This window comes from Bacteroides sp. MSK.20.82 (genome assembly GCF_019052485.1).
In the GTDB taxonomy this organism is placed as follows: Bacteria; Bacteroidota; Bacteroidia; order Bacteroidales; family Bacteroidaceae; genus Bacteroides; species Bacteroides thetaiotaomicron.
Map to the genome: position 1 here is coordinate 1 of NZ_JAHQUN010000101.1, position 4622 is coordinate 4622.

4 protein-coding genes are annotated in these 4622 nt (G+C 33.0%); all 4 read right to left on the minus strand.

Annotation, left to right across the window (positions count from 1 at the left end):
* Window positions 1-595: 595 nt before the first annotated feature.
* Entirely contained in the window at window positions 596-1606 is a 1011-nt protein-coding gene (locus KTR07_RS27705; protein WP_005780952.1) for an ArdC family protein, read from the minus strand.
* A 424-nt stretch (window positions 1607-2030) separates the two neighbouring features.
* Entirely contained in the window at window positions 2031-2624 is a 594-nt protein-coding gene (locus KTR07_RS27710) for a recombinase family protein (protein WP_007559111.1), read from the minus strand.
* Between the two features lie 392 nt (window positions 2625-3016).
* Window positions 3017-3403: a helix-turn-helix domain-containing protein gene (locus tag KTR07_RS27715; RefSeq protein ID WP_007559164.1), complete on the minus strand. Its 387-nt coding sequence runs from the start codon at window positions 3401-3403 to the stop codon at window positions 3017-3019.
* The coding region (locus KTR07_RS27720) for a type IV secretory system conjugative DNA transfer family protein (protein ID WP_217315562.1) at window positions 3396-4622 on the minus strand (1227 nt) is incomplete at its 5' end. The genes KTR07_RS27720 and KTR07_RS27715, both read right to left, overlap by 8 nt.

Genomic DNA, 4622 nt, shown 5'->3' on the forward strand with positions numbered 1-4622 from the left:
TGGAAGTGGAGTATATTAATCATATATTATATGTTTATAGGTTCATATATTATATGTTTATAGGTTCATATATTATATATTCATATATTATTTATATATAGTGTTTTCTCTTTGTTCTTTTTCCCTATAGTTTTATGGTATCAATTTTTTGTGTCCGGCTTCCGGCAGCTTTTTGTATTTGGTATCAAAATGTCGTTCTGCAGGGTGTGCCAGGAATGATAATTCGGTATCATTTCATCATGCCATGTTTACCCATCAATGCCGCAACTCCGAAAAGTACGGTATCAATTTCTTTCCCTATAGTTCTTATTGGGTTAGACAACAAGACGCATTAAAATGTATTCTCAAAGTGAGAATGTATTTTAATTTGCGTCATGTTTCCGCTTCTGCAATGCTTACTAAAGTGGAGTTACCTAAAAGGTAGTGGAACTTTAGTAAGGATTGCAGAAGGGATAAAGAAACATACCTTAGAAGGGTGGGTGGGTTTACCGATAGCAAAACTATTGGAGCGTAACAAAGTGAAGCGATTAAGCCTTTTTGGTTCTTTTTTGGCGTTTGAAAAAAGAACTCCCCCCAATGAGGGGGGAAGGAACCTTTAAGCAACCTTTGTATTTTTCTCTTCTTCAACTTCTTCCACATCTAGCCTTATATTTAGATGCTGGGCTATGAATTTACTACCTTTAATAGCATCTGCCAATACAGTAAATAAAAATTTAGGTTCTTCTTTTATTGCTTTGCACCATGATTTTAAATAAGCCGCATTTTCTTCTCTGACGGTTACAGAAATACCCAAATATACACCAGACAAAGCCGATATTAATTCTGCTACAAGTTCTTCACGCCCATAATTGAATTTATCATTTTCATAAAATCCTTTTCGATTTAGTCTATTTTTAACACCTGTACTATGTCCCATTTCATGTAATTCTGTACCATAAAAACTTTCTCCGTCCTTAAATTGGCTCTTTAAAGGTAAAGTAATGCTATCATTTGATATTGAATAAAACGCACTATCACTAGAAACCGTTTGAATAGGACATACCCAATTTTGATTCTTATTCATTTCATCAAGTATTGGATTTACATACATTTCTTTCTCTTCTTGTGGCTGTTCCTCTCCTGAAAATTTAGCCTTTAATATATCCCATCTATTGGGATATTTTTCCGCAAAGTTTGTTTGGTCTAAATTAAAAACTTGGAAATATTTTGTATAAGCTGCTAAACGGTATTCTTTTTGTTCTTCTTCTGATAATTTGTTATATTCATCATATGAAATTTTTTCATTTGTCTGACGATGATAAGCACAAAATAATGTATAATAAACAGGAAAAGCAACAGCACCTTTTAGAACATTAATACCTTCGTTTCGTGCTTGATTGAATGTCAAAAAAACAGGAGTTTGATAATTATATTTTTCACACAAAAAATAAAGTAAAAAAGCGTTTCCACCACTATAAGTACGACCTGTTAAATTTTGTGGTAAAAAGTTCTGTTTAGAGTTGACTTTAGAGAACCAAGGTTTTTGCCAATTCATAGACAAGCTTTCAATTTTTTCAACCATAAGGTTTACAAACTTCTCTGCATTTTTATCAAAAGTAGATTTCATAATTTTGTTTGCTGTTCTTTATACTGGCAGCCAAACCAGCTTTAAAGGTTTGTTTATCTCTTTATTTTCAATACTCAAAGATAGTAATTTTCTATAAATGTCGCAAATAATAAGACAATTATTTTTGTTAAAAATAGTTTATAATTGGCTGATTTTTAACGTATTATCTTTTCCCTAAAGTTTTATATATTTTGGGTGAGAGATAAGGTTTTATAAACGGAATATTCCCTTTAGGGAACATGAAGTCTATAAAACCGAATATCCAATGCCTTGCTTTTGTAGGTGCTTCATAGAAGCGGTGAAAAAAGCAAAGCATTGGATATACCTTAGAAGGGTGGGTGGGAAAATGCGTTAGGGATTGCAGCGGAAAGCCCACAGCGTAGCGAGGACTTGCAGCGAAAAGCCCGACCTGAAAGGTAACGCCCTATTTATTTCTTCTATTCATCAATCTTACTTTTTCATAACGTAAATACCTATACAAAGTAGCCTTACTTCCAATGTGTAAAATTCTACATATTTCATCTATAGAATAATCCCGATTTTCATATAAACGCTTTGCTGCTATAGCTTTTCTCTTTGCATCTTCCGATAACCCTATAGGTCGTCCCGTAAGTTTCCCTCGTTCTTTTGCAGCTTGTAATCCAGCCCTAGTTCGTTCTACTATTATTTCACGTTCATATTCAGCCAATGAAGCAAAAATTCCAAATTGACATCTTCCTAAAGCACTATTAGTATCAATACCATCAACTATGCTTTTGAATGCAATTTTTCTTTTCTGCAAACAATCAACTATATAAACTAAATCTTTCAAAGAACGTCCTAATCTATCTAGCTTCCAGATAACAAAAGTATCACCTTCTCGCAAATATGCAAGGGCTTTATCTAATTCGGGTCTATCCTTTACTCCTGATACTTTTTCCTCAAATATAAGTTTGCATCCGGCTTCTTTTAAAGCATCTAGCTGCAAATCTAAATTCTGTTCCCTCGTTGAAACACGAGCGTAGCCTATTATCTCCATTTTATTTAAATCCAAGTTTCATAAATTCAACTATTCGCGAAACTATTTTAAACTAGGGCTTTCCCCCCTGTTATTACCTCTAGTACTATTATAAATCAAAAGTACAGAAAAAGGGTCGTTTTGTGAAACAAAAGATTTTGGTTAGGCTAGTTTAGAAAACACTTTTCTTTTTTTGTTTTATGGTATCAAATTTTTGCGTCCGGCTTCCGGCAGCTTTTTGTATTTGGTATCAAAAGGTCGTTCTGCAGGGTGTGCCAGGAATGATAATTCGGTATCATTTCATCATGCCATGTTTGCCCATCAGTGCCGGAACTCCGAAAAGTACGGTATCACAAATTCTTTAAAGTAATATTGAAAATAAAAGAGAGTCTTTTGTACTCTCTTTTATTTTATTAAGGCTGTAATAAATTGATGGCTTTTTGAAGATTAGCTTCTAGCTCTTTTTTAGCGTTTGACATAGCATCCTCATAGTTTTTTTCTGATTGTCTTATAATTTCTATTATAACAGAATTATAATTGGCTTTTTGTGCTTCATCTTCTTCTGTATTAGAAATCAGATAAAACTTTTCACTAAATATTAAATCTATAAAAACATAGTTAGAATAAAAATTCAGCACTTGAAATAAAAGTTTTAGGCTGCCCCCTTTTCCTAGTTCAAGATTTGAAATCGCATTTTGTTTACAGTTTAGCTGTTCTGCTAATTGAGCTTGGGAATATCCTATATGCTCTCGGATTTGCTTTAACCTTGTGCCTAAAATTGGTAATGTAATGTTATACATATTGTTCTATTACTGTTTCTACTTCGTCGTATATTCTCTTAAAGTTTTTTTGCAGTAATTTCTCTCTATTATCTGCTGTCCCAAAGTTATATACTTTTGGCAGTTCTTTGTAGGCTTCTTCTTCTTTCTTAATTTTTTTTAAATCTAAATTGGTTTTGCAATGGTACATCGCTGTTGGAAAATTATCTTCTTGTCCAAAATCTAATGCAACTTGCCCTACTAATGTACCAGCTTGTAATGAAGATATTTTGGATGCCGGGATAACAAAATCCATTTGTTCATTCATATTAATTGTTGTTTCGTTTCTTCTGATAGTAACGCCTTCTTTTACTTGCTTAACTTTTCCAAATAGTTTTTGTAGCCAATCTAAAGTTTCAGGAGCTTTAGCTTGCCCGGATAAAGTGTTACCTATAATAGAAGTTATAGTTTTTGCGGTAGCTTTGCCGTATTGTTCTTCTAATTGCGGTAGTTCCTGTAATCCCAAACAAATTGAAACCTTATTGCTACGTGCAGTAGAAAGTAGTGTTGCAAGTTGATAAAAATATAATGTGGGACATTCATCTACTATGATTGAAGTAGGGTAGTTACCTTTTGTATTGACAAGTCTAGTTAATCGGTTAATGATAAGTGCATTTAAAGCACTATTCATGCTTTGTGTTTTAGGGTTATTTGCAATGATAAGATAACTAGGGTCTTTTTTATCTGATACTTTTAAATTGAAATCATTGCCACTAAATACCCAAAAAGATTCTTTAGTTGCTAGTCTTGATAACTGTACTTTTAGACTTGCCATCTGTCCTTCTAATTGGTCCACTGCTCCTGATTTATATGCAGCTTCAAATGGGGAAACTAGTGATTTTAATTCAGGTTCGGAAAAGAGGACTTTAAAAAGTACGTCATATTCTTGATTAAGGAAAGCCAGTACATGCGGTAAATCTGAATATTTGCCATTCTCGTATCTAGACCAAAAATAAATAGAAGCTGCTAACAAGTTTACTGCTGATGTTTTAAAAAAATCGCTATTACCTCCACTTCCTTTGTCGCCTTTTTGTAAACTCTCATATAATGCTTCTGCCGTTTCTGTTGCATCTGCTAGGATTTCTATATATTCTCGTTTCAATGGGTTTATTCTTCTACTATATTCAATATCAGAAAAATTAATGACATTGAACTTGAAATTACTTGGTATTTTTCCTAATTGCTTGTTCTTTTGATAATT

What these genes read in the sequence shown, in the direction of transcription:
- KTR07_RS27705 (WP_005780952.1), bottom strand. Translation starts at nt 1,606, where the DNA reads ATGAAATCTACTTTTGATAAAAATGCAGAGAAGTTTGTAAACCTTATG.
- KTR07_RS27710 (WP_007559111.1), bottom strand. Translation starts at nt 2,624, where the DNA reads ATGGAGATAATAGGCTACGCTCGTGTTTCAACGAGGGAACAGAATTTA.
- KTR07_RS27715 (WP_007559164.1), bottom strand. Translation starts at nt 3,403, where the DNA reads ATGTATAACATTACATTACCAATTTTAGGCACAAGGTTAAAGCAAATC.